The 24,524-nt window shown below is 50.0% G+C and carries 26 protein-coding genes; 14 read left to right on the top strand and 12 right to left on the bottom strand.

The features are described from left to right. Positions 1 to 12: 12 nt before the first annotated feature. The 7 genes from IQ256_RS04285 to IQ256_RS04315 form a co-directional block, all read right to left on the bottom strand. Positions 13 to 774: a phycobilisome rod-core linker polypeptide gene (locus IQ256_RS04285; RefSeq protein WP_193854314.1), complete on the bottom strand. Its 762-nt coding sequence runs from the start codon at positions 772 to 774 to the stop codon at positions 13 to 15. 308 nt (positions 775 to 1,082) lie between these two features. Next, complete coding sequence (locus IQ256_RS04290) at positions 1,083 to 1,826, bottom strand: phycobilisome rod-core linker polypeptide (RefSeq protein ID WP_193854315.1); 744 nt, start codon at positions 1,824 to 1,826, stop codon at positions 1,083 to 1,085. 228 nt (positions 1,827 to 2,054) lie between these two features. Next, positions 2,055 to 2,936 (bottom strand): phycobilisome linker polypeptide, encoded by an 882-nt coding sequence (locus IQ256_RS04295; protein ID WP_193854316.1) that lies wholly within the window; start codon positions 2,934 to 2,936, stop codon positions 2,055 to 2,057. A 244-nt stretch (positions 2,937 to 3,180) separates the two neighbouring features. Then, on the bottom strand, positions 3,181 to 3,918 hold the full coding sequence (locus IQ256_RS04300) for an ankyrin repeat domain-containing protein (protein ID WP_193854317.1): 738 nt from the start codon (positions 3,916 to 3,918) through the stop codon (positions 3,181 to 3,183). Beyond that, positions 3,915 to 4,529 carry a phycobilisome protein gene (locus tag IQ256_RS04305; protein ID WP_193854318.1) on the bottom strand — a complete coding sequence of 205 codons (615 nt, stop codon included), beginning with the start codon at positions 4,527 to 4,529 and terminating at the stop codon, positions 3,915 to 3,917. Before IQ256_RS04305 ends, IQ256_RS04300 begins: the two co-directional genes overlap by 4 nt. A gap of 100 nt (positions 4,530 to 4,629) precedes the next feature. Next, on the bottom strand, positions 4,630 to 5,595 hold the full coding sequence (locus IQ256_RS04310; protein WP_193854319.1) for a HEAT repeat domain-containing protein: 966 nt from the start codon (positions 5,593 to 5,595) through the stop codon (positions 4,630 to 4,632). A 57-nt stretch (positions 5,596 to 5,652) separates the two neighbouring features. Next, positions 5,653 to 5,919, bottom strand: a complete 267-nt coding sequence (locus IQ256_RS04315; protein WP_193854320.1) for a hypothetical protein — start codon at positions 5,917 to 5,919, stop codon at positions 5,653 to 5,655. Between IQ256_RS04315 and IQ256_RS04320 the strand changes: the two genes are divergently transcribed. From IQ256_RS04320 to IQ256_RS04330, 3 genes are all read left to right on the top strand, one after another. After that, the gene (locus IQ256_RS04320) at positions 5,913 to 6,092 is read left to right on the top strand and encodes a hypothetical protein (RefSeq protein ID WP_193854321.1); all 180 of its coding nucleotides are present in this window, start codon (positions 5,913 to 5,915) and stop codon (positions 6,090 to 6,092) included. The genes IQ256_RS04315 and IQ256_RS04320 overlap by 7 nt on opposite strands. Positions 6,093 to 6,241: 149 nt before the next feature. Next, the gene (locus IQ256_RS04325) at positions 6,242 to 6,904 is read left to right on the top strand and encodes a HEAT repeat domain-containing protein (protein ID WP_193854322.1); all 663 of its coding nucleotides are present in this window, start codon (positions 6,242 to 6,244) and stop codon (positions 6,902 to 6,904) included. Positions 6,905 to 7,074: 170 nt separating this feature from the next. Next, positions 7,075 to 7,605, top strand: coding sequence for a phycobiliprotein lyase (locus tag IQ256_RS04330; RefSeq protein ID WP_193854323.1), 531 nt, complete (start codon positions 7,075 to 7,077; stop codon positions 7,603 to 7,605). Between the two features lie 46 nt (positions 7,606 to 7,651). On the opposite strand, the gene IQ256_RS04335 is transcribed toward IQ256_RS04330, so the two are convergent. Beyond that, entirely contained in the window at positions 7,652 to 8,461 is an 810-nt protein-coding gene (locus IQ256_RS04335; RefSeq protein WP_193854324.1) for a pentapeptide repeat-containing protein, read from the bottom strand. Between the two features lie 459 nt (positions 8,462 to 8,920). Here IQ256_RS04335 and IQ256_RS04340 point away from each other — a divergent pair, with 459 nt between their 5' ends. From IQ256_RS04340 to IQ256_RS04385, 10 genes are all read left to right on the top strand, one after another. Continuing rightward, positions 8,921 to 9,265, top strand: a complete 345-nt coding sequence (locus tag IQ256_RS04340) for a DUF5674 family protein (RefSeq protein WP_193854325.1) — start codon at positions 8,921 to 8,923, stop codon at positions 9,263 to 9,265. Continuing rightward, positions 9,256 to 9,642, top strand: coding sequence for a hypothetical protein (locus IQ256_RS04345; RefSeq protein ID WP_193854326.1), 387 nt, complete (start codon positions 9,256 to 9,258; stop codon positions 9,640 to 9,642). The genes IQ256_RS04340 and IQ256_RS04345 overlap by 10 nt, the downstream gene beginning before the upstream one ends. A gap of 46 nt (positions 9,643 to 9,688) precedes the next feature. Then, positions 9,689 to 10,264: a phycobiliprotein lyase gene (locus IQ256_RS04350; protein WP_193854327.1), complete on the top strand. Its 576-nt coding sequence runs from the start codon at positions 9,689 to 9,691 to the stop codon at positions 10,262 to 10,264. 241 nt (positions 10,265 to 10,505) lie between these two features. Next, positions 10,506 to 11,276 carry a 15,16-dihydrobiliverdin:ferredoxin oxidoreductase gene (locus IQ256_RS04355; RefSeq protein ID WP_193854328.1) on the top strand — a complete coding sequence of 257 codons (771 nt, stop codon included), beginning with the start codon at positions 10,506 to 10,508 and terminating at the stop codon, positions 11,274 to 11,276. Then, positions 11,273 to 12,019 (top strand): phycoerythrobilin:ferredoxin oxidoreductase, encoded by a 747-nt coding sequence (locus IQ256_RS04360; protein WP_193854329.1) that lies wholly within the window; start codon positions 11,273 to 11,275, stop codon positions 12,017 to 12,019. Before IQ256_RS04355 ends, IQ256_RS04360 begins: the two co-directional genes overlap by 4 nt. A 437-nt stretch (positions 12,020 to 12,456) precedes the next feature. Then, positions 12,457 to 12,975, top strand: coding sequence for a phycocyanin subunit beta (locus tag IQ256_RS04365; protein ID WP_193854330.1), 519 nt, complete (start codon positions 12,457 to 12,459; stop codon positions 12,973 to 12,975). A 67-nt stretch (positions 12,976 to 13,042) separates the two neighbouring features. After that, entirely contained in the window at positions 13,043 to 13,531 is a 489-nt protein-coding gene (gene cpcA / locus IQ256_RS04370) for a phycocyanin subunit alpha (RefSeq protein WP_193854331.1), read from the top strand. Positions 13,532 to 13,732: 201 nt separating this feature from the next. Further along, positions 13,733 to 14,539 (top strand): HEAT repeat domain-containing protein, encoded by an 807-nt coding sequence (locus IQ256_RS04375; protein WP_228024562.1) that lies wholly within the window; start codon positions 13,733 to 13,735, stop codon positions 14,537 to 14,539. Positions 14,540 to 14,764: 225 nt separating this feature from the next. Continuing rightward, positions 14,765 to 15,430 carry a HEAT repeat domain-containing protein gene (locus IQ256_RS04380; RefSeq protein WP_193854333.1) on the top strand — a complete coding sequence of 222 codons (666 nt, stop codon included), beginning with the start codon at positions 14,765 to 14,767 and terminating at the stop codon, positions 15,428 to 15,430. 9 nt (positions 15,431 to 15,439) lie between these two features. Further along, on the top strand, positions 15,440 to 16,414 hold the full coding sequence (locus IQ256_RS04385; RefSeq protein WP_193854334.1) for a putative 2-dehydropantoate 2-reductase: 975 nt from the start codon (positions 15,440 to 15,442) through the stop codon (positions 16,412 to 16,414). A gap of 57 nt (positions 16,415 to 16,471) precedes the next feature. Here IQ256_RS04385 and IQ256_RS04390 read toward each other — a convergent pair whose 3' ends face one another. From IQ256_RS04390 to pntA, 4 genes are all read right to left on the bottom strand, one after another. Next, positions 16,472 to 18,184 (bottom strand): glycosyltransferase family 39 protein, encoded by a 1,713-nt coding sequence (locus IQ256_RS04390; protein ID WP_193854335.1) that lies wholly within the window; start codon positions 18,182 to 18,184, stop codon positions 16,472 to 16,474. 128 nt (positions 18,185 to 18,312) lie between these two features. Further along, the gene (locus IQ256_RS04395; RefSeq protein WP_193854336.1) at positions 18,313 to 19,956 is read right to left on the bottom strand and encodes a glycosyltransferase family 39 protein; all 1,644 of its coding nucleotides are present in this window, start codon (positions 19,954 to 19,956) and stop codon (positions 18,313 to 18,315) included. A 290-nt stretch (positions 19,957 to 20,246) separates the two neighbouring features. Beyond that, positions 20,247 to 21,668, bottom strand: a complete 1,422-nt coding sequence (pntB, locus tag IQ256_RS04400; protein ID WP_193854337.1) for a Re/Si-specific NAD(P)(+) transhydrogenase subunit beta — start codon at positions 21,666 to 21,668, stop codon at positions 20,247 to 20,249. 95 nt (positions 21,669 to 21,763) lie between these two features. After that, positions 21,764 to 23,398 carry a Re/Si-specific NAD(P)(+) transhydrogenase subunit alpha gene (gene pntA / locus IQ256_RS04405; protein ID WP_193854338.1) on the bottom strand — a complete coding sequence of 545 codons (1,635 nt, stop codon included), beginning with the start codon at positions 23,396 to 23,398 and terminating at the stop codon, positions 21,764 to 21,766. Positions 23,399 to 23,759: 361 nt separating this feature from the next. Here pntA and IQ256_RS04410 point away from each other — a divergent pair, with 361 nt between their 5' ends. Then, positions 23,760 to 24,326 (top strand): DUF2808 domain-containing protein, encoded by a 567-nt coding sequence (locus IQ256_RS04410; protein WP_228024563.1) that lies wholly within the window; start codon positions 23,760 to 23,762, stop codon positions 24,324 to 24,326. Positions 24,327 to 24,524: the final 198 nt, after the last annotated feature.

Below are 24,524 nucleotides of genomic sequence, written 5' to 3' on the forward strand. Positions count from 1 at the left end.
TCATTTAAAACGCTACGCGGGTTCGATGCTCAGAATTTTTCCGCCAGATCTTTGAATAGTGCGAATTTTATTCTGTAGCTGGTTATAGCCAATCTCGAAAGACGCATTGCTGCGAGGAGTGCGGTCACCGCCAGTGTTTGCACCTGAAACCGCGATGCGGAAGCGACCATTTCGGCCCGTCCTACCCAAGCCAACGCCTTTTGGCGATTTGATTTTGGTTGAGAGGTTCCTAGCTAGATCGCCAGTCAGTTTGGATTTGCTGCCAGATTTGTTAGAAGCGTTGCCACCCGCTAAAACTAGCGTCCGGTTGTAGCGGACGTTTTTCATACCGGACTCAGTGTTTTGGCCGCGTAGATAAGGGACGGTGTTTTCGCCAAAGTTTTGACAGTATTCGTCACTATCAAGATAGGAATCAATTTCGCCTTCATATGCCCTAGTTGAATAGATAGCGGTATGAGCAGAAATCTCGCTTTGGTCTTCGGGGGCACGACCTAGCAAATTTTGAAAGTTCTTTTCGATAAAGGTGTAAGCGGAAGAGGCTTCAAAAAATAGGCTGCGATACAGATCAGACTTGGCAACGGCTCGGACAAAGCCGCGAACGGTAATGTCTCCGTTACGTAAAAGCGATTCGCCACTTTCTAAGCGCTGGCTTTCCATGATGTGGTGATTGCCAAGTACCTGTTTGTACACAGCCTGGATGACAGCTTCCAAGTCATCTACTGAGGCATTGGGACGCAGCTCAACGGGCTCTGGACTTGTTACCCAAATCGACATGGTGATTTCTCCGGTAGCGGCATGAAATGGAAAGCCGTATCCCGTACGGCTCTTGTTATCAGCTAACCGGATGTCGGATCAGTAAATGAGGAAATGTTTAAGTTCTACAAGCAATTTAACACTTGTGATTTTGCTACAGAAAAAGAGCTGAAAGCTCGGCGATCAACAGCGATTGAGAAAATTACGCTTAGAGAGAAAGAGCAATCTTCTTCAGCTATTGTTGCTTTGCCTTTAGCTCTTTTTCGGACGCACTTCTAGGTTTTGAAGCCTATTTTACAGCCGCCTCGAAATTGGCACTCTGCTGAGCACTACTTGATTTCGGTGATGCTGACAATCTTGGCCCCAGTGCGCTGAATACGCTGGATTTGCGGGGTCATTTTGGTCGCAGAGACGATGTACTCGTCGAAGCTGACGCGACGAGGTCTGTCAAATTTGGCAGCCGTTGTTTTGATTTTGAAGCGTTTTTCTGTCACAGAACCAGGCGTCGCTTCAGCAGTAGTGATTTTGTTAGCGCTATTAGTGGCTACGGCGTACACCAATTGAGAGTTGGTGACGGCGCTGCTGACTTGGGCAGGACCGCGATTGACAGCAAAGTTGCGGTTGTAGACGACTTGTTTGCGACCTACTTCACTCTTGTCACGCTGAAAAGGAACAACGTTCTCGCCGAAAGCCTGCTGATACTCGTCGCTATCAACGTAGGAATCAATATCTGCATCAAAGCCTTCTTCAGCGCAGCGACGAATGTGCTCAGAGGCTTCTACTTGAGATTGCGGTGCTCGTCCTAATATGTGTTGAAAATTTAGCTCAGTAGAGCGATAGGGACCGCAGTTTTCAAAGTAGCGAGACTTGTAGAAATCCGATTTGGCCACGGCGCGGACGAATTCGCGCACGGACAGGGATTTGTCGAATAGCTGCGATTCAGTGGTGGTTAGGCGTTCGCTCTCCATTACATGGGGGTTGCCTAGAACCTGTTTATAAACAGCACGAATGATCGTTTCGATCTCTTCTTTGGTGCTAGTGGGCCACAGCTCGTAAGTGTAGGCATCTGCCATTGGGATTCTCCTATAGGTATTTGATAAAAGGGGGAATGAAAGCAGTCAACAACAGCGTTTAAGCAGTGTTTAAAGAGTGCAGTTAACGTCAGAGGTATCCGCACCGCTAGCTGACCACTTTTGCTAGAAAAGCGGGTTTGGGTTTAAAGCAGGCCAAAAAAGGCGAGCGGCCAAGGAGAAAAATCTCTAAAGAAAAGTCTCTTTGCTCACCCGCCCTAATGTCACTATCTAGCTAACTTCAGTAATGCTGGCAATCACACCGCCAGCTTTATGAATGCGCTGATATTCTTGTGAGAGCTTCTCGTAAGGCACGATGTATACCTGATTGGCTCTGCGGAAGCGAGAAGATGCCTTGCGTACGGTATTGGCGCGGATAGAGGTGACTTCGATCCGATAGACTTTGCCGCGATCGCCCACAGTTGCCCCAGAGCGAGTAGCCGCAGCCGTCGGTGGCTCGCTAAAGGCCCAGCCGTCAGAACCACCCGAAGGCGCTTTAACCGCAGTCGGAATCGCGTTGATTACCAGCTTGTTCAAGCGAGGCTCTTTGCCAGAAATGCTGCCCTTGAGCGAACTGCTAGAGGCACCGCGAACCAGCTCAAACAGGTGGGTAAATCCAACCATCGTATCCGCAGCCGTGCTCTGATAGCCTCGGATGTAGGGCACTATGTTTTCACCAAAAGTATTCTGGTACTCGTCGCTGTCAATATAAGAATCAATATCAGCTTCAAACCCTTCTGAATCTAGAATATTGCTGTGAGCCTTCATTTCGTTATAGTCATTCGGAGCACGGCCCAGCAGATGACGGAAGTTTAGCTCTGTGTAGCGGTAGCGAGGGCAGCTCTCAAAGAAACGAGAGCGATACAGATCCGATTTGGCAACTGCTCGAACAAACTCACGCACGCTGAATTCACCGAGCTTGAACTGAGACTCGGGAACGGAGAGTCGCTCGCTTTCCATCACGTAAGCGTTGCCTAACACCTGACGGTAGACGACGCTGATAATTTCTTCTAATTCCTCGGATGACAGACCGGGAACCCGTTCTACAGCAGGGGTTTCCTCAAACAGACTGACGCCCAAGCGCGATGCGGGTCCGAAAGCGCCGAAAGACATGGATGCTATCTCCTTATAACGGTTGATTGCGTATTCTCATTTTGTGGGTAAAGGGGGTCTGTTTTTGTCAAGTTTTGTGAACGTCAAAAGCAGTGAACTGACTATGTGGCGCTGGGACAGAAAGGTTGTATGGCTTGTTTCTAAAGAAAGATAGCCGTTCAAACTTCTGTTGCTTTGGAAAAGATGACTGTATTGGAAATAGCTCACATTCCGTTGTCTTTTGTTACAAGCGCTAATTTAGTAGCTATTCAGTAGCGCCCGCTTCAGTGAGCAGTGCGATCGCTGCTCTAGGCCGAAAAGACTTCTTCGCTTCACTCAAGGCGCTCTGTCCCCAGCGGTTTACAGGCGTCACATCTGCGCCGTGCTCTAGCAGCAGCGAAATAGTATCTAGATCGCCTCGCGCCGAGGCCATCATCAATGGCGTCCAGCCGCCGATGTTTGACGTATTTACCTGAGCGCCTGCTCGAATCAGGCTAGCAACTGTATAGGCATGACCGTTGTCAGCCGCTAGGTACAGAGCCGTATCACCAATTCTGTTGGTTGCAGCAACATCAGCGCCGCGCTTGATTAGCTGCTCTACAACATCCGTTTGACCGTGACGCGCCAGCATCATCAGCACCGTTTCGCCGTAGTTGTTGTGGCCTGTAATGTCAGCCCCCTTTTCTAGCAGCGTTAGGATGATATCTCTGCGATCCGACTCGGCGGCATACATCAAGGCGGTGTAGCCAGCATCGTTACGAACGTTGACATCAGCGCCTACTTTCAAGAGCAGATCGACAATGTCGGCATGATTCTCCATCGCCGACCACATTAGTCCAGTGCTGTTTTGCCAGCGGGCGTTCGGGTCAGTGCCGGTAGAGAGTAGGGTAGCGACTTTGGCGCGATCGCCCGCAATACAGGCACGAATCATAGCCTCTTCTGGGGTAGGTTCTGGGCTTCTAGAGTCTGGACTTTTTGAGTCTGAACTGTTTTGTGAACTCATGCCTCTGTTTTTACTTTGACAAAGGTCGAAAGTCTAGCAATTAGATGATCGAAGTAGGGCGAAAGAGCCGCATAGCTCTCGATGGGAAACCGTCGCAGACTCGCTCGTTTGACGCCAATCAAACCCGCAACCATCGCTGGCAGTGGCACCTGCAGCTCTTCGTATAGCTGTTCCATCGCGGCTAGGCCAGTAGTGCTGGTGTAGTGGTGCTGTTGGCCCGCAATCCCGTAGGTGATGCAGCGTAAGAACTGCCAAAAGTCTCGCCAGCAGGCTTCTGCCCGCTGTGGTGGAAAGAGGCCACCGCCCGGTTCTAGAATGTCGGGAAAGGTGGCGAGAACGACAGCTCTAGCTTCATCGACAATATCGGCAGCTTGCGATCGCAATGCACTGGCGGCTTCTGTCGCGCTCAGCCCGACTGCCGTCAGCGCTAGGTCGGATTGGTTCGTTAAAGACTTGATCTCGCTTAGCTCTTCGTCGGTAAGATAGCGATTCTCATCGTCTGCCGTTTGAAGAATTGCGATCGCTTTTTTATCCACATCAGTCCATCCGGCAAAGCTCATAATTCTTGCCTTCGGAATAAGCGTTTTAGCGCGATCGCTGAGTCCGTTCATAGTTCTTAAATTGTACCGTTGACTTAGTTTTATCTAGTCTAGAATGCCTTTGATCTGAATGCCTTTAATCTGGCAGTGTAAAGCCGTTTTCTTGAGGCCGCTATCTTTGAAGCTGTTCGATTACTATGCTCGCTACTTGCTGTACAGCCAAAGACGAATCTTGCTGTAGCGGTGCAATCTTTTTAATAGTATCGCTTACGCTCGCCTTCTCAGTATCTAGCTTGCCAACCGCCAAGATAGCGGCCTTACGAACGTCTGCATCTGGATCTTGCAGCCTGCCTAGTAAGGGCTGGTAGGCGGGCTGATAGTTGAGCCGAGCGAGGTGGGCGATCGCCTCGATACGAACATCAGCGCAGGTGTCTTCTAGAGCGTCGATTAGAACTAGGAGATTGTCCTGGTCTGGAGAATGAGGCTGGGTTTGAGCTAGTTGAGCTTGGGCTAGCTGGGCGATCGCGCCGACCACCGCAATCCTGACGTTGGGCGACGGATCGCTAAGACTGTCATAGAGCCGATCTTGAACCTCTGCGCTCATAGTTGCGATTGCCCAAGCTGCATGTCCTTTACAGCTTTCATCTGCTTCGGCAGAGGTTAAAATGCCGCGCACCGCCTCAAACGCAGGCGCGCCGATCTTCGCTAGCGCGCCTGCCGCTGCACTTTTTACACTCATCTCTAGATCCTGTACGAGAGCTGCGGCTAGCCCTGAAACCGCCTGCTCGTCGCCAAGATTCGTCATAGCATTGCAGCAAGCTCGTCGCACCATTGGATCTTGGTGAGTTGCTAGCCCCTCTAGTAAAAAAGGCGTCGCCGGTTCTCCAATCTCGCTGAAGGCATTGATTAAACGCAGCCGCACTGACCTTCTTGGATCGCTTAGTCCTTGAATCATCTGCCGCAGCAGTTGCGGGTCTGGTTCGTCAAAGGCCAAAAGCTCAATTTGCTCATCGACATAGGCAATGAGCCTGTCCGTCTGGGCCTGAGTCTCCATAGAAACTATTTCGGCCTGTTTATTAGGCTTATTAGGAGGAGTAGGAGCGGTTGAGTCGTTTGACGACTTTCGGACAGAGTCCATGACTGAAGCTGCAAAAGTTCTAAAAAGAGAAATAACTGACTATTAAAGTAGATCGAACTAGCCATTAGAGGGAGCTTTCTCTCCCCGCAGTTGGGCCAGCGAAGCCTCAATTTTTAAAATCTCTGGATGATTCTTTAGCTGCGACATCGTCATTGATTTTGGCAGCTTAGCCTTCTTTGCCGTAGTCGTGAAGTCTTCAGTCAAGCGGGCTTTGTATTGTTCTAATTCCGCAATTACCTCGGCCACCTCCTGCTGTGAAGGGGCTGTCGCCGATGGACTTTTTGACTCGTTGATTTGTTCGTTTGTCGAAGTGCTTTGTGACACAGCAAATAACCTCTTCTACTGATTTAAATGCATTTTGTAAAGGTCTAGACCCGTGGCCAGAAACCGATCTAGCCGCCGCGATATGTACATCTGTGGGACTAGATGCGGTAATAGATATCTGCGGTATCGGCGATCGCTCACTCTACCATCCTTGTCTATCTATCAGTCTATGATGACAGATGAGGGATGACAGATGAGGGCAATCGATAGAGCGAACGGCACGCTGATATTCCAGCTCCACTAGCCTATTTTTAGCCTTTTAATAGCGTAAATCAAATTAGCGTTAATCAGATTGCCCTGTGCATTTCACCTATACGTTTCAATGGAAATTTCTGAAATTAAGACTCTACTTACTCACGAAGACCCCCAGATGCGGCTGCGAGCGCTAGTGGCGCTGAAGGATTATGATGCCGCTGCCGCTGTTCCTTTGCTAGTTGAGCAGCGACAGGATGATGCTTTTCTGGTTCGATCTTTTGTGGCTATGGGGTTAGGGCGTAAACGCAGCGAATCGGCCTACGCCGCCTTGATAGAGATGCTATCAAATGAGCCTGATTACAACGTTAAGGCTGAAATTGCTAACTCTCTAGGTCTGTATGGTAAGCGCTCGACCGACCGCTTAGTTGCGCTATTCAAAGCGAGCGATAACTGGCTAGTTCGTCGCAGCATTCTAGCGATCATGCCGGAGATGGAATGCCCTGAGCAGCTATTTGAGATCGCGATGCTGGCTCTAGAAGACAGAGATGAAACGATTTCACAGGCAGGCATTTCAACGCTGGCGCTGCTAGCAGATACCGCTCAGTCGCAGTCGGCGCTAGAGGCAATCCTGCCAACGCTGCAAAACAAAAGTTGGCGATCGCGTCTAGCGCTTGCCTACGCACTTAAACCCTTCGATCAACCCGCCGCAAAGGACGCGCTCATTCAGCTACGTCAAGACGAGCATCATAAAGTTGTTGCCGCTGCGTTAGAGGCGCTGCTGCCGAGCTAGCATCGCGTCTTGGCTTCGGCTTCGCTCAGTCGGGGCGGTAGAGAAGCATTCCTTTAGATGAATTGATCCTTTTGTTCAAGATCGCCTATCCTAAATCAATGTGAATAAATGTAAAAATTCATTCGCTATCAAGCCTGTATATGCAGGCACAAAATTGAGGAAAGATCTTGATGGTAATGTCTACGCAGCTAACGGCATCGACAATAGAGGCGCAAGCGATCGCATTTTTCAAACACTCCGTCGGTAACTGGCAGTCTCGTCGTCGCTACTACACCCTGGCTAGCGACCAAACTCAGGAAGTCGTCAGCGACATTAGCATTGCCTTTTTAGAAAGTGACCATCTAGAACTCATCGAGCTAGGCAACCGCCACGAACTTAGCGTTCCGATGATTTGCGGCGCAAAGGTCACTTGGGAGAGCACCTACATCAGCCCGAGCAAGAAGCCCTCTGTGGGTGAGACTGTGTTTGGCATCCGGGGTGATGTGATGTATCGCGATCGCGGCTTTGCAACGCCCAAGCCTGTGACCGCCGACTATCGATTCAAAGGCGATCACACTATGGTCTTACGCACCGAATACGGTGGTTCATCCTTTGAAGAAGAGCTGAAGCTAGTCGGTGAAAACTACCGGACCCGGCAGACGATCATTTCTCGCGCAGGTGAAGAGATTATGATTGGCCAGTATCTAGAGAAGCGAATGTAAGAAAGACAAAGGCAGCCGAGCAAAGGGAAATTAGAGTCCTAACTTCCTATTTCCCCTGCTCTTCTAGGCTCTGCAAAGTTGTCTTTCGAGTGTAAGCATTCCATTCATTCAGTTCCGTTTGGCTGTGACTGAGCAGCTTTGAGCATCCTGTTTCTGTTAGCCCTACAGCGCCGCTAAAGTCAGCCCCGGCAATGCTTCCTACACTGGTCATATCGACATCGGTCAGGTTCGTCGCCCGCAAGTCAGCGCGCTGTAGCTCCGCGCCTGCTAGGCTCGCGCCTGATAAGTTTGCACCCGTCAAGAAAGCTTTTTGTAAGTTCGCTCCTGCTAACCCCGCGCCTGATAAGTTCGCGCCCGCTAGGTTCGCACCACTAAGATAAGCGCCTAACAACATCGCGCCGCTAAGATCAGCGTCCTTGAGATTCGCCGTATTCAAGTACGCCCCGTTGAGCGCTGCGCCCGGTCCAACCGCCCCACAGCGCTTGTATCGAAATCCTTCGGGCCACTGAGTTTTTTGGTCATACAGCGCTAGCTTCAGCGCTGCGTCTGTTAACACCACACCTGTCAACACCGCGCCCTGTAAGTCGCTGCGAAATAGGTACGCTCCGGTTAGATCGGCATGCGTTAGATTGGCCCCTCGCAGCATCGCGCCTCTAAGATCAGCCAATTGCAGGTTTACGCCTATTAGATTCGCATCTGATAGATTCGCGCCAACTAACCCAGTTCCTTGTAGATTCGCGCCTGTCAGGTTCGCGCCTGACAAATTCGCCTTGTACAGATCTTTACCTGATAGGTCCGCATCAGCCAGATTTGCATTAGCTAGATTAGCTCTAGGTGATATGTGTAACGAATCCATTGAACCAGGCGCGTCATAGAGACATCAAAGAGAAACGATCCTATCATCAAAGCAGAGAACACTCGCCAAGCCTTCTAGCCATGACTGTAGCGGTCGATTCGTCCGAGCAATAAATTCCTTAGTTAAAGCTATCAGTACTCTTACGCTAGCGAATAAACAAAAGCTGCTAGACATTTCAGAGCAGCAAATATTTGAAGCAGAAGAAGATAGCTACGAGGAAGATGAGGCTACTAAAGCAGAAATCGGAGCTGTAAAAGCCGCTTACGAAGCAGGCGACTACGACACCTACGGTACGTATGTAGGGAGCAGAACAAGTTTTCGTTACTGAACTACACAAGAGCAAATTAGCAGTATGTCTGATAACTTTTTGATTATCTAGCTTGGGCTAGGTGCTGTGAAAGGACAAAGGGTGATAGGTACGATTTCCAGTATCTCGTTGGCCGATAGGTACAGCGCAATATGATTCTCATCATTCGGAAGCAGGCAACACCTGAGCAGATGCGCCAAATGTTAGAGGTTTTGGAGATCTACATTAAACTGGCAGTAGATATTGAGCGCGGTATCTTAGCAGGTGGCGGTGAACTTCATGCCGATTGTGAGCAGTTTCTCCTAGCAGACGGCAGCCAGCAGGCTAACGTTTGGGGAGCAGATTGGTATCCTTTCAATCAGACTGTCGGTTACGAGTCAATTATCAACATTCGTCCACCGGCTAACAATCGTTCGATGGAGATTCAATCTTCTGAGCTTCGAGCACAAGTTAACCAGGCTGTACGTTTCTTACTAGGTGATGTTCAATGGCAATAAACTGGGAGAAATTAAAAGCTCGCTACGAAGCCGTTAGTCCCGTTGTGCAAATAGATAGCCTAGCCATGAATTTGGTTCGATTGCAAACCTTAGCAGAAGGCGGTACAGAAGAATCGGTAGCTCAGCACTTGATCAGAGAAAGTCAGTTCTTCATCGAGTGGACGGTGCCAGGGCTTAGCCTAGAGATAGATATGGCTTTGGTTCAAGAACTACTATCGCTACAGCGCCTTTTGAGTCGCTGGAAGTTGAACTGGTCAGAACTATGGAACAATCCCACCAAGCGCCAAAAGATGGCAGAGACAGCTCAGCACTGGTACGAGCAACTACAAAGCTCAGGTGCGATCGCCAGTGAAGTGCGTCTCAACATGTCAACCTAACGGTGCCGAGAGTTAGACAACCTATCGATAACTTTGCCTTAAAGCTATGCTTTTGAATCCCCCGATGTCGATGATGGCGTTCTTTCACAAGAGTGAGGGCGTTTGGTTTACGCAGCGTACGGTGCATCATTTTGATGTGGTGGCTGACGAGTCGGGTGAGTCGAATTTGATTGTAGATGTGGTGGCTGCCCGCGATCAGCGCGTAATCGATATCTGTAAGTCTCAAAATATTGATCCGAATCTGGCGGCTGGCGGGGCGAGCTTTGCCTGGCAGGCAAATCTATCGGATAGTGCGCCGGTTTCCTCGGCGGCGGTGCTGGTAGATGTGCCTGATGATGAAAGCGGGCAATCTGGAAAATTGGTGCGCGATCGCGGCTATGTAGAAACTATTCCCGTCGTCAGTCGCTACTGGTTCGGCCAAGACGGCATCCTCACCATCGATACCGACTATGAAACTAATCAGGGCCAAGAGCGCTGCTGGTTTCTAACAGATGACTTTCGCGTCAGGGTCAGCACTGCCCGGATGATGGATGGCGTCAATCTCATGACCTACTGCTCAGAAAAGCGATTTGTCACCCCCGAGGACGTGAGCGCTCTCGCGGCAAAGCACTTGAGAGGATGATGCCCAAGGCAGTCTGGACTCTAGTTTTGTAAGCCAGCGCTGGCTGGTTTGGTTCTGTCGCTGCAGTTCAAATTGCAGTTCAAACTGCGGAGCAAATAGTGGAGTGGAAGCGCTGTACTAAAGGACAAATTTTCTCCCATTAAGGAATGTATCTTTGTTTTTCATAATCAGGGAACCGCTGGCTGCAATCTCGTATTGTGAGAGGGCATAGCGTCCTTATATAAAACACGGTTAGATAATAATGTATCGCCCTTTTCAAGAGCATCTAGAGAATTCTCTTTCACAGAGATTCAATCTGATCAAACGAGCTATTCCAGCCGGTCTAGAATGCAATATCAGCGAAAGGGGACGCAACCCAGCTACGATTCAAAGCTGGTGCTATCAGTGCGACCAACTGCGTAAGGTTCGCTATACCTATATTGATGCGGGAGCCAGCGCTCAGATCTTTAACAGCGTTATCTATCCTGCTCATCAGTACGACTTACCACTTTTAGGCATTGATTTTCTCTCTTTTGGTTCCGTTAAGAACTTGATTGTGATGGACTTCCAGCCGCTGTTTCAAGACGATGCCTATCAGCGAAAGTACATTGAGCCTTTGCAAGTACTCCACGATAAATATCCAGATTTAGCGCAGAACCTTGAGATGAAGTTCTACGATGCTAATCAGTACTTCTCTAAATATTTACTCTTTGCCAAAACTGATCCTGAAACGGTCAAGACTAGAGTGCTAGAAGCCTTCAAAGACTACCTTCAGCTCTACTGGCAGATGCTAGATGCCGCTGCGCCCAATACCAACAGTGCGGCTATGGCCCGCGTTGCTAAGGCTCAAAAAGACTACGACCAATACAGCGCCGAGAGAGATCCCGCTTCGGGGCTGTTTGGCAGCTACTTTGGCCATGAGTGGTCTGAGCGATTCCTCTATGAATTCTTGTTTGAAGATGCCGTGCCTGTAGCAGGTGTTACGACTGCCGGAGCCGCCGCTGCTAGCGCTGCGCCTGTGAGTGCCAAATGACTACTATTTATGAGCCTTTTTTGGCGAAGGCGATCGCCTTGCTAGAAGGCAGCCTCGATTTGAGCCCTTACCCTATTCCTGCCGGGTTTGACTCTAAAAGCGCTGTCACTGGCAAGGGCAAACGCGAAACCACCGTTACAACTACTAGCTACGGCGCTAAAGCACCCAAGCTCAGACAGATTCGTGCTGCCCACGTCCAAGGCGGCGCGGCACTTCAGGTGCTCAACTTCGTCATCTTTCCAGAGCTAAACTACGATTTGCCTTTCTTTGGCGCGGATCTTGTCACCTTGCCCGGTGGCCATCTGATTGCTATTGACATGCAGCCACTGTTCCAAACTGAAGAGTATCAGGCAAAGTACTCTGGGCCACTGATGGAAATGTTTCATCGCTATCAGGCCGACCTGCCGTGGGGAGGCGACTTCCCAGAAGAAGCGCAGGCATTCTTTTCGCCCGCTTTTCTATGGACCCGGCCCGCTGAAACTGAGGCAGTAGAAACCTATGTATTCGATGCTTTTTCTGACTATCTCAAGGCGTACATAGCGTTTGTCCAGGCGGCTGAACCGGTAAGCGATTTAGAGCAGCTAAGCGCGATCAGGGCCGCTCAGCTTCGCTACGCTCGCTATCGGGCAGAAAAAGATCCGGCTAGAGGCATGCTAACCCGGTTCTATGGCCCAGAATGGACAGAAGCGTATATCCACGGGTTCTTGTTCGATTTAGAAAAAGACGCTCGAATAACCGCCTGAGATGACAGCCTAAGGCTAGCAGCGGTCAAGCCCGGTTTCGCTTAAGTGCATTTTTGTAACAAAAACCGAATAGTTAGAGACAAACGGCTGCTTTGGCCCTTTGGATGCCCCTAGTTGATGCAGTGAAAACACTTGCTACGCCTGCTATTCAGATGAATCAGCCTTTTATGAACTTTCTTGAATTTTCTTAGATTCGCGCCGTATCCGTCCTAATCTTTATATTACGGGAACAGCAAATTACTAACGGTCTATATCTCTTCTAGATCGCTTTGAAAGGGTGTAAATCCTCTCTCAAAGGTTCTAAGATATTACCTGAGGTCATGGCTCAACCCGAACGAAACTATCTAAAGGAAGATAGTGACGTCACGGGCTTTTCAAAAACAAGAACCCGGCTAGAAACCCCGTTTCATAGCCAGATATAAGGAGAATTAGGATCTATGTTTGATGCCTTTGCTAAGGTCGTTTCACAAGCTGACACACGCGGTGAGTTCATCAGTGCGTCCCAGCTAGATGCGCTAGATAAAATGGTTGCCGATGGCAACAAGAGAATGGATGTCGTTAACGGTATCACTAACAACGCATCTTCCATTGTTGCGAATGCCGCTCGCTCTCTGTTCGCTGAGCAGCCTCAGCTAATCCAGCCCGGTGGTAATGCTTATACCTCTCGTCGGATGGCTGCTTGCCTGCGCGATATGGAAATCATTCTGCGCTATGTCACTTACGCAATGTTCTCTGGCGATGCCAGCGTACTAGACGATCGTTGCCTCAACGGTCTGCGTGAGACTTATGTTGCGCTAGGCACACCCGGTGGTTCTGTTGCAACTGGCGTTGAGAAGATGAAAGCTGCTGCACTTGCGATCGCAGGCGACAACAGCAACGTAACTAATGGCGATTGCAGCAACCTACTTGCTGAACTCGGTGGTTACTTTGACCGTGCAGCTTCCGCTGTTGCGTAGTCTTGTAGGCTGAGCAACTAAGCTAAACAATTAAACCGTCTAAAACTCAATTAGGAGATCTTTAAAGATGAAAACTCCTTTGACTGAAGCAGTCTCGGCTGCTGATTCTCAAGGTCGTTTCCTCAGCTCGACTGAAATGCAGGTTGCATTTGGTCGCTTTGGTCAGGCAAAGGCTAGCCTCGAAGCTGCTCGCGCATTGACTCAAAAGTCTGACAGCCTGGCTCAAGGTGCTGCTCAAGCTGTTTACAACAAATTTCCTTACACGACTCAGATGCAGGGGCCTCAGTACGCTGCTGACCAGCGTGGTAAGGACAAGTGTGTTCGCGATATCGGCTACTACCTACGGATGATCACCTACTGCCTGATTGTCGGTGGTACAGGTCCGATGGACGACTACCTGGTTTCTGGTCTTGCTGAAATCAACAAGACTTTTGACCTATCGCCTAGCTGGTATGTAGAAGCGCTCAAGCATATCCAATCAAACCATGGTTTGTCTGGTATTCCTGCTACTGAAGCAAATAACTACATCAACTACGCGATCAACGCACTTAGCTAATTAGCCAAATTGATGCTTCTAGCCTCTGATCTACTAGCTCTAGTATCTACAGGCGGTTAGACTTCAATTTTTTACCCAGAGAGATATGCGATTACTGGAAGCGTCTAGTGGTTGTTTGTTTCTCTGGGTTTGCTATGTACAGGTATTTGTGCGGATAGCTGGTATGAAAAATAAAAAGACGCAGTAACCGGGTTGATAAAGTTGGAAGCTAACGAGCGTGCGCCGCAAATCACATTAAAGCAGGCGATCGCAAACCTAAAGCAAACAGCAGACACTAGCGATCGCTACTATGCCGCCTGGTGGTTAGGTCGATTTGGCACAGGTACGCCCGAAGTCATTTCTCTGCTGCTATCGGCCTTAGAAGATAGTGAAGACCGTGCCCCTGACGGTGGCTTTCCATTGCGGCGCAACGCTGCTAGAGCATTAGGCAAAGTGGGTGACGCCTCAGTAATTCCTGCGTTAATAGCGGCCCTAGACTGCTCAGATTATTACGTGCGCGAAGCGGCTGCTCAGTCACTAGAGTCACTAGGTGCAACTGAGAGCATAGAGAAGCTGCTTTCCCTTTTAGCAGGGGGCGTAGAAGCGGCTGTAGAAATGCCCGGAAAGCCGCACTTAGTTCAGCCCTATAACGCTATTCTTGAAGCATTAGGAGAACTAGGCGATGCTGACATTGTGCCTACCATCGAACCTTTCTTAGCTCATGAAATCGTCCAAGTTAAGAATGCGGCTGCTAGCGCCATGTATCAACTCACAGGCGAAGGCCGCTATGCCGAAAAGCTAGTTGAAACGCTGCAGTGTGACGATTTACAGCTGCGACGTTCGGCACTGTTAGACCTCGGTGAGATTGGATATTTACCAGCAGCAACGGCTATTGCTGAAACCCTAGCGGAAAACAGTATTAAACTCATTGCGCTGAAAGGACTGCTAGAAAAAGAAATCTCTACGTCTACTACGCTAGTTTCCCCTAAAGCCTGCAACGTCATGGAGCTGATGGATTCGCTGCTGTAATTTTTACTTTTCGATTCCTATCGATCTCAGCTGTCTCAGCACTATAGTCGTGGCGCTACATGGCGAGTCGTTAATGCATTAGTGGATGCTATGCACTTGACGCTATATAAGACTGGGCTACAGCTTCTAAGATATGGCTTCAGCTAAGTGCGAATCGCTATCGTATCAGCCTTGTTGCAGTGCTAGCTATTATGTTTATCTCGCTAGTCTTCGGTTCTCTTGCTTATGTCGGATTCTAATTTGTTACTTCGAGAGAGGCTGCAGGCCGTAGAGGCGGCTGATTCTGCCCAGGGATTGCTCGATTCAGTGGAGGCACTAGCGGCGCTAGCCGATGAGGGTGCGATCGATACGCTGATTCAAGTACTGGGATACAACAATCCGGGGGCAGCAGTAGCAGCAGTCGATGGCTTAATCAAAATTGGAACGCCTGCGGCCTCAGCTTTGCTGACCCAAATCGATGGCTATAACTACGGCGCGCGGGCCTGGGCGCTAAGAGTGTTGGCAGGTATTGGCGATCCGCGCGGGCTAGATTTGATCCTAGAAACGGCGGTAGAAGATTTTTCGCTGAGCGTGCGGCGAGCAGCGGCGAGAGGCTTGGGTGCTATTCAGTGGGAAAAGCTACCGGAGGAGAAAAGGAAAGAAGAACAGGCTAGAACCCTACAAACGCTGCTAAAGGTGGTAGAAGATGTTGAATGGGTGGTTCGATACGGCGCTGTTGTAGGATTGCAAGGTGTGGCGATCGCACTCATTCAAGCAGGAGCCTTCGAGCTAACCGACCCGGTCGTCACAGGGTTGCAAGAGCGCCACCAAAAAGACGATATCTTAGCTGTACAAGCTCGCGCTCGGTGGGCTCTTATGCAGATTCAATCTTTCGACCAGACAGATAGTTGAATCCCTTCTATGTCTCTTCGCTACGCAATTATTGGCACTGGTGCTATCGGTGGCTACTATGGCGCTCGTCTCCAGCAGGCAGGCTGCGATGTTCACTTTCTATTGCGTAGCAGCTATGCATCTGTCAAAGCGCACGGCCTGCGAGTAGAGTCAATCGACGGCGATTTTGAACTGCCTGATGTCAATGCATATCACAGCTCAGCGGACATGCCTGCGGTTGATGTCGCCATCGTGGCTTTGAAAACAACCCAAAATGAAAACTTGCATACGCTATTACCGGCATTAAACGAAGGCGGCGTGATTCTTTCTTTGCAAAATGGATTTGGCGTTGAAGCGGCAATTACCCAGCAGCTTGACCGGCATCGCATACCGGTGCCCGCTCTCTTTGGAGGGCTGTGTTTTATCTGCTCTAATCAGATAGCGCCAGGTCATTTTCGACATCTGGACTATGGCAAAATTCTTTTAGGGGTACATAATCAGCAGAACCAAAGGGACGCGCCGACGCCTCTATTAGAAAAGATTGCTGCCGACTTCGCTAAGGCAAACGTGCAGATAGAGACCACAGACGATCTGCCGATGGCGCGGTGGCAAAAGCTGGTTTGGAACGTGCCCTACAATGGCCTGTCAGTGGTCCTAAATGCCACGACTGCGGCAATGATGGCAGATACGGGTGTGCGATCGCTGATTACTACCCTCATGCAAGAAGTCGTCACTGCAGCAGACGCCTGGGGAGAGATGATCTCTCCTGGCATCCAGCGTACTCTTCCTGGCGATATTATCGATAGGATGCTAACTCATACAGAAACGATGGCTCCCTATCGCACCAGTATGAAAATAGACTACGACGAAAAACGTCCGCTAGAAATCGCAGCTATTCTAGGCAATCCTGTTCGTGTTGCTCGCAGTATCGGCATAGAGACGCCGTCTATGGCCATGCTACAGCAACAGCTCAGATTTCTAGATGAGCGAAATCGAAAAACATAAGGTCAATGCGCTGCTCTAGAGCTGCGGCCTTTTGACACAAGTCGTAGAACTAAGCTTTTATTTTCGAGTAGGATGACCGCTCAAAACAGCCTGTCTGTTTAATTCCTCAGCCTCTGTTTTATCGATAAGTTGGTAGAGGTTTTCTGTCTCTGTTTTTTCAATAGCTATCTGTCGTTCTGCCAAGCTAGCTTCCAGTTGACTGAGCAGATTATCAGAAGGCTGATAGAGAAAAACGTGATCCGAACTGTTGATAATTTTGTCTATATCAGTTTCATCCATATCGCCCTTCCCTCTGGGCAACCAAAAAAGACTATCGGTTGGCCTAAGCAACCGCCCGATCGACATAACATTGCTCAGGCGATAGTCTGAAACGAGGACGGCAGGCGCTGCTGATTGGGTCACAGCTTGGGGCACTTGAACAAGAAACAGGCGGCTATCTCTCCACCAAACAGAAGCGTGCAGGTTATGCCAAGAAGCGGCAATCATTAAGACTAAGACGATATGAAATAGCCCTTTTTGAAAGTAACTGTACCGGCTGGCCGTTGCAGAACGCCGCGATTGAGGACGACAGTAGCTAAAAGCGAAGCCCAAAATCAGAATCAAGCCCAGATATATCGGAATAGAATACCGTGGAATCAGCGATCTAATCCCACCAAACAGAAGATCAGGGACGATCAATAAAACGCTTGGAACGAGACAAAATAGAATCGGTAAAAGCCACTGCCGTAGCTGACTTGCCGATAGCAAACGAAAGACAGCCCAGGTGAACAAAAGCAGCCACAAAATGGCAAATATTAGCCAGCGATCGCGCGGTATCCAATCCAGCACAAGGTAGCTAACATTTCTAGTCCATCCAAACAGCATGTCATCCAATGGTTTATCTGTGTTCTGCCAACTGGTCACAGCCTTCACTGAAGATATTCGGTAGAACATCCAACCTAACCAAGGGAGTATCGGCAAAGTTCCTAACAGTAAAAATCTCCCGAAATTCGCTATCCGCGAGGGGGCCAGCGGCGTCTGGTAGCCCAACCTTCCTACAACCGACGCGCTATCCTCTGTGAGGCTAGTAGCTGCATATCTCTGCAGGATCAGAACGTAAAGACCATGGATGGCAAACACTATGCCTGAGAGCAGATGAGTCCAAAACGTTAGGGCGACCGTCAAGCTATAAATCATCCAGGCACTGCGTCGATTACTACGTAGTGCCCTAAGCAGCATCGTGCTAGAGGCCAAGATACCCACTATCCAAAGGCTGTATGGCCGCGCTTCTTGCGCCTGTCGGATCAAGATAGGTGAAACGCACGCTAGGCAAAGCGTAATACTGGCTGTAGCCGGCGCGTTGAACAGCAGGCGTGCGAGCCCATAAAAAAGAGGCAGCGTCAACAAACTCGTTATCGCCGGAAAAGCTCGCATGGCCCCAGGCGAACTGCCGAAGACCTGGGCCCAGGCTCTAGCGAGTACGAAGTAGAGCGGCGCATGTTCTGGTCTGCTCGATAAAGCGCTGAGGCTATCACCCCAAGACTGGCCCGATTGAACAACGTCTTGATACTGAAAAAGCGATTCAGCCGAAACTATCCTACGGTCGAACTGTTCTCGAACAAGGGCTAGTGTGTAGCCAGAAACGCGCATTGAAGTAAAGACTTCGTCTTCCCAGTAAGGCTTTGTCGATAGATTACCTAGTCGAAAAGTAACGGCAAGAACTAGAGCGCCAGCCACAAGCAGCCGTAGATAGCTACCCCACCAGCGATTCGGTTTTCTATTAAGTATCAAAGTGGCAGTCCTGGCTAATATCCTCAGTCTAAAGGTACTGTTTAATCGGTAGATATAAACAAACTGCCTATAGCTTTCGAAGAGTTGCTTAGGACATTCTTGTCGGCTAAAACCGATAGAGTAACGCCTTACTGTGACATTGGTCTACTTATCTTGTAGATATCTTGTATCTCCATTTCTTCAACAGCTAGCTGTCGCTGCTCTGCGCCATCTTCGACTCGGTCAAGTAGATACTCAGATGGTCTAAAAAGAAAGATATTATCAGCACTACCTAAGATCCTGTCTACATCGACTCCTTTGTCTATAAGTTCCTTTTCGCGAAACCACAAAAAGCGATCGGTTGGCCTCAGCATCAGTCCAACCGACATAAAATTGCCCACACGATAATCGGAAACAAAGGTGATCGGCGTCGCCGTCTGAGTTACAGCTTGAGCGACGCTCAAAGAATACAGTTGGCTGTCTTTCCACCAGACGGGAGAGCGTAGGTTGTTCCAGGAAGCGAATATCATCAGAACTAAGACGATGTGAAACAGCCCAGCCTGGAAATAACGGCGTCCTTTTGCGATGGGTGGGCGCTGTAGTCGGGACACACCAAAGCTAAGACCGAAGCTCAAAACGAAGATCGCGCCTAGGTAGGTTGGCATAGAGTAATGGGGAACGAGCGATCTAATACCACCAAATACAAGGTCAAGACCTACTAACAGACCGCCAGGGATGACACAGAGCAGAACGGGTAATAGCCACTGTCGTAGATGAGCGCTTGATAGTAGACAAAAAAGGCACCAGGCGAACAGAAGCAGCCAGAAAGCCACGAACATCAACCACTGACCCGGTGGCATCCAAAAAAAAGAAAGACGACTTACATTGTTTAACCAGCCGCCCATCAGATCACCTAGCGACAGGGGCTTACTCTGCCACTCAGTAACAGCCTGAACCGACTCAAATTGGGAGAACATCTGGCCTAGCCAGGGCAGGATCGCGAGCAGCCCAAATGATAGAAACTTGCGGAAATTCAGTAGACGTAAACGATCTACCGAGGGTCTTTGAAAACTTGGGTCTGTTGAAGCAGAGGGACTATCCCCTTCTACGTTCGTACGGTGAATACTGACCGCTTTGAGATCTATCTTTTCGTACCTACGCAAAATTAGAACGTAGAGACTATGTGCGATGAACAATGGGCCTGATAGCAGATGAGTCCAAAACGTCAGCGCAACTGTCAAACTATAGATCGCCCAGGCGCTGCGCCTGTTGCTGTGCAGAGCGCTAAGTAGAGCCACGCTAGACGCTAAAATGCCGACCATCCAAAGGCTGTAGGGTCGCGCTTCTTGAGCGTACCGAATCAATATGGGAGAAACGCACGCTAAACACAGCGTGATCTTTGCTGTCGTCGCAGAATTGAACAATAGCCGAGCAAGCCAGTAAAAGAGCGGCAGAGTAAACAGACTAGTGACCGCTGGAAACGCTCGCATTGCCCCTACCGAACCGCCAAATACCTGCGCCCAAGCTCTAGCGAGTACAAAGTAAAGCGGCGCATGCTCTGGCCTATTTAACAAAGCGGCAAGGCTATCACCCCAAGAGCGGTCTGCTTTAGCAACGTCTTGGTATTGAGAGAGCGCTTCGATCGAAATAATTTGGCTATCAATCTGTTGTCGAACAGTTTCCAAATGATAGCCAGAAACTCTAACCGAAGTATAAACTTCGTCTTCCCAGTAGGGCTTGGTTGACAGATCCCCCAGCCGAAAAATGACAGCTAGGATTAGAGCGCCAATCACAAGCAGTTTTAAGTAGAGGCTCCACCCACGCTCTATTCTGCCGAAACGCTCTGGCTTTCTAGACTCTGGCCTTTTAAAAAGTATCAAGATGATAATCCGGTCTTAATTTTAAAGACAGACGTATTAGATGGACGTATCAGATGGACGGAGAGCGTACGCCTAGCTCTAATAGGAAACCGCAATGGGAAACTGCAATAAGAAAAAGGATACCGAACAATTTCCATGCTCAGTATCCCGATTTGTTCAGTTGTGTTGAAGATTCAGTGATGTTGGAGAATCTGGGCGTGACCTCAAGCCGAAGCCATCGCCGGGACTTTCGACTTTTGCATCTCAGCTAGAATGGCGGAGACATTCGCTTTGGCATCGCCAAACAACATCTGCGTATTCTCTTTGTAGAACAGGGGATTATCCACACCTGCATAGCCAACCGATAGGCTGCGCTTCATTACCACTACATTCTGCGCCTGCCACACCTCTAGCACGGGCATGCCTGCGATGGGGCTAGTCGGATCTTCTAGAGCGCTTGGGTTCACCGTATCGTTAGCACCGATCACTAGAACAACATCTGTTTCAGAAAAGTCTTCGTTGATTTCGTCCATTTCTAAGACAATGTCGTAGGGCACGTTGGCTTCTGCCAATAGCACGTTCATATGCCCTGGCAGGCGACCAGCGACTGGGTGAATGCCAAATCTGACTTGGGTGCCGCGATCGCGCAGAATCTTCGTAATATCCGCCACCGCGTGCTGAGCCTGAGCCACTGCCATACCGTATCCCGGCGTAATGATCACGCTGTTTGCCTGCGTCAATAGCTCAACGGTTTCTGCAGCTGTGGTCGATGTGGCTTCGCCGCCGGGAGCGCTGCTGCCACCTTTTGCCGCTGGCGCGTTGCCAAAGCCGCCTAGAATCACGCTCAAGAAAGAACGATTCATCGCTCGGCACATAATGATGCTAAGAATCGCGCCGCTGCTACCGACTAGAGCCCCGGTGACGATCAGCAGATCGTTTGAGAGCATAAAGCCTGCTGCCGCTGCTGCCCAGCCAGAATAGCTGTTTAGCATCGAGATCACGACTGGCATATCCGCACCGCCAATCGCCGCCACTAGGTGGATACCTAGCAGCCCAGCGAGCCCACACATTCCTAGCAGAGCCGGCAGTCCGGCTGTACCTGCTGCGCCCATAAAGACAACACCAAGCGCCACCGTACCGACTAGCAAGCCGATATTCAACAGATGGCGGCCCGGTAGAGTCAGTGGCTTGCTGCTAATAATCGCTTTTAGCTTGCCAAAGGCAACGACCGAGCCGGTAAAGGTGACCGCGCCGATAAACACACCTATGTAGATTTCAAGCAGGTGAATGGTCTCTTCTGCACCAACCAAAGCTGCCTCCGGCTGTAGGTAATTGCCAACGCCAACTAGCACTGCCGCGAGTCCGACAAAGCTGTGCAGCATGGCGACCAGTTCAGGCATAGCCGTCATTTCTACCCGAGACGCCATGAGCGCACCGATCACCACACCCGGAACCAGCACGCCAACTAGGGCAACGTAGTTGGTTAGCCCAGCGCTAAAGGCAGTCGCGCTGATTGCCAGCACCATGCCGACAATGCCGTATAGATTACCGCGCTTAGCCGTTTCCTGGTTAGAAAGCCCTCCTAAGCTCAAAATGAACAGAACGATAGCCGTGATATAGGCCAGCGTTACCAAATTATTCGTCATGATTATTTCCTTTGAGTTCTTTTGCTTTGCTCGAAAGAACAGAATTGTCTGCGGATTTGTTAGCCAAAGTTGCTGGCCCAAATTTCTAGCCAGAATTACTTGCGGAACATCTTGAGCATCCGCTGAGTGACTAGAAAGCCGCCTGAGATATTGATGGTGCCAACTAGGATAGCGATCGCACCCAACACACTCGTCGCACTCAGCCCTTCTAGCTGCAGCAGGCCACCGATGATGATGATGCCGCTAATCGCATTAGTCACACTCATCAACGGCGTGTGTAGAGACGGGCTAACATTCCAAATCACCTGCCAGCCTACAAAGCACGCCAAAATGAACACTGTAAAGTGCGAAAGAAAAGAGGCGGGAGCCGTTAGTCCAATCGTCAAGAACAAAGACGCTGCAGCGGCGATGCCTACCCACTTCACCAAACTCTGAAGCGCTGGGCTAGCAGAATTTTTTGCGTCCTTGGATAGGTCTGCTGTCGGGGCGATCGCTTCAGTCGGCGCTGCCTTTGCCGCAGCAGGCTGAGGCGGCTGCTCAGGTCTAGGCGCAGGCCAGGTCACCTCACCCGCGTGGGTAATTAACGCCCCACGTACCGCCTCATCTTCAAAATCAACCTTGTAATCATCAGAGCCACCCATGTCGCTCAGCAGGTGGCAAAGGTTCGTACCATAGAGCTGACTGGCCTGACTCGCCATCCGACTGGGAAAATCAGTAATGCCTACAACCGTTACGCCATGGTGGGCATACACTTCACCCGGCTTGGTCACAGCGCAGTTGCCACCTTGCTCGGCGGCCATGTCCACAATCACAGATCCTGGCTTCATCAGCTCTGCTGTTTCTTGCGTAATCAGCAAAGGTGCTTTTTTGCCCGGAATCAGTGCGGTCGTGATGATGATGTCTACATCTTTTGCCTGCTGAGCAAACAGTTCCATCTCAGCCGCAATAAATTCAGGGCTCATCGTTTTGGCATAGCCCCCTTGACCCGTGCCATCTTCTTCAAACGTTAGCTCTAGAAATTCAGCGCCTAGACTTTCTACCTGCTCTTTGACCACGGGCCTTGTATCAAAAGCGCGTACGATCGCGCCCAGGCTCTTCGCTGCGCCAATGGCAGCAAGACCTGCGACCCCTGCGCCAATCACCAGCACTTTGGCGGGTGGCACCTTGCCCGCAGCCGTAATTTGTCCGGTAAAGAACCGCCCAAACTGGTTCGCCGCCTCGATCACCGCCCGATAGCCGGCAATATTTGCCATTGAGCTCAGCGCGTCCATCTTCTGCGCTCGGCTGATCCGAGGAATCGCATCCATCGCTAGCACGGTTGCTTGCTGATTCGATAGCCGCTCGACTAGCGCCTGATTCTGTGCCGGCCAGATAAAGCTAATCAAAGACTTACCAGCGCCTAGCAGGTCTGCTTCGTGCTGGCCATTGGGATGATCCTGCGGGGGCTGCACTTTCAAAACGATGTCAGACTTTTCCCAAAGGTCGGTGGCCGTTGGCACAATCTCGCAGCCAACGGCCTGATACGACGCATCATCAAAGTTCGCGTCTTCGCCCGCTGAATGCTCAACCAGCACATCGAACCCAAGCTTTTGCAATTTCTTTACGGTGGCAGGTGTAGCCGCTACTCGCCGCTCACCAGCCGCTATTTCTTTGGGAACGCCAATCTTTTTAGACGGTTTTGGCTCAGTGGAACTTGCCTCGGCTACGCCTCTTTCAATTGCCAGGGTCATGGCATCTCCTTCTAAATTTTGGCAAACTAAATTTTGGCAGAAGAGAAATCGGCATGGCTAGAATCGCTCACAAAGATTGATGTCTGTTCGTATAAGTTTTTGAAGCGCTTTGTGAGTCTATACATTCGAGCAGCCACTTTATCTGTTCTTTAGAAGGCTGAAGCGCTCTTGCAATAGCGCTTGTAACGCAGAGCCTGAGCGGTCTTGGGCAAAGATTCAGTTAATAAACCGTCCACCGAAGGATACGGGCACGTCCAATACAGTGTTAGACGTAGTATGGAGTGATACACGCTCCATCTATTTGTGTGAGGAATTATTGCGAATGTCTGCTAAGCGTTCTTTCAAACGTTCTTTGGCTTCAATGTCTACAGCTCGGTTGCTATCGGGACTAGCGCTATCTGGCGTGGCGATCGCAACAACTCTATCAATGCTACCTGTTCAGCCTAGCGTGGCCCAAACCAACCCCGGCATCACGCTATGGGGCGGCGTCGATTCAGAATATCGCCTGCCCTACACCTTACGAAATAATAGCCCGCGCAGTACCAGAGCGCGCTACTACTTGCGAGTGCCTGGAACCCGTATTGATAGCGCTGTTTCCAAGCTCAGCATTACCTATCCTGAAGCGTTTACCGAGCGAAACGGCTCTTTCAATACCGATGAAATTCGGGTGCGCCGAGGCAGAGGATCGGGCGATCGCGAGATTCCTGTTGACGAAGTCGTTTGGATTCCTGAAGCCAGCCGTCTAGAGATCTTCTTGAACGAAGACATCCCGGCTGATACCAGCTTTGTAATTGATGCCAAGGTGCGTAATCCTGACCGCTTCGGCATGCACCGATTTAACCTACAGGCAGAAGCTCGCGGAGATGTGCTGCCTCGCTACCTAGGCACATGGGAGCTTCTAGTTGCAGAAGATAGAGGCAGACGGTAATATAGAGGGTCTGTGCCTGTTGGCAGCCGCGTTTTAGTGGCTTCTGGCAGGCTAGCTTGATACCTCTTGACTTTAATGCTAGTCACTCTAATGATAATGCCGGATCCAATCTCTAGTCTTATTGGCATCGGCAGCATTGGTATTAGCAAAGCATTGGTATTAGTTATTAGTAAAACTGACCTAGCGAGACTGTAGCAG

Origin of the sequence: cf. Phormidesmis sp. LEGE 11477, from assembly GCF_015207105.1 — a bacterium.
GTDB lineage: Bacteria > Cyanobacteriota > Cyanobacteriia > Phormidesmidales > Phormidesmidaceae > Phormidesmis.